We start from the raw sequence: 282 nt of genomic DNA, 5'->3' as shown, positions 1-282 counted from the left end.
CGATCAGGGTGTCGGCACCCAGACCGCCGTCAAGGACGTTGTCGCCATCGTTGCCGGTCATGCGGTTGTTGACCGAGCTGCCGGTGCCGTTGAGGTTGGCTGTGCCGGTCAGGATCAGGTTCTCGACATTGGCGCCGAGGGTGTAGTCGATGGAAGAGAACACCCGGTCAAGCGCGGTCAGCGAGGCGTCGGTTTCGATGACCTGGTCGCCGACATTGTCGACATAGTAAGTATCGACGCCGTCGCCACCGATCATGGTATCGGCACCGAGGCCGCCATTGA

The 282-nt window shown here is 61.7% G+C and carries 1 pseudogene; it reads right to left on the bottom strand.

The window, feature by feature from the left end:
- Positions 1-282, bottom strand: a pseudogene (locus J5M66_RS26745) (hypothetical protein); the annotation flags it as partial.

The sequence above is a fragment of the Pseudomonas sp. 67(2021) genome (assembly GCF_017491835.1).
Classification (GTDB): domain Bacteria; phylum Pseudomonadota; class Gammaproteobacteria; order Pseudomonadales; family Pseudomonadaceae; genus Aquipseudomonas; species Aquipseudomonas atacamensis.
This window is presented reverse-complemented; position numbering and strand designations above follow the sequence as displayed.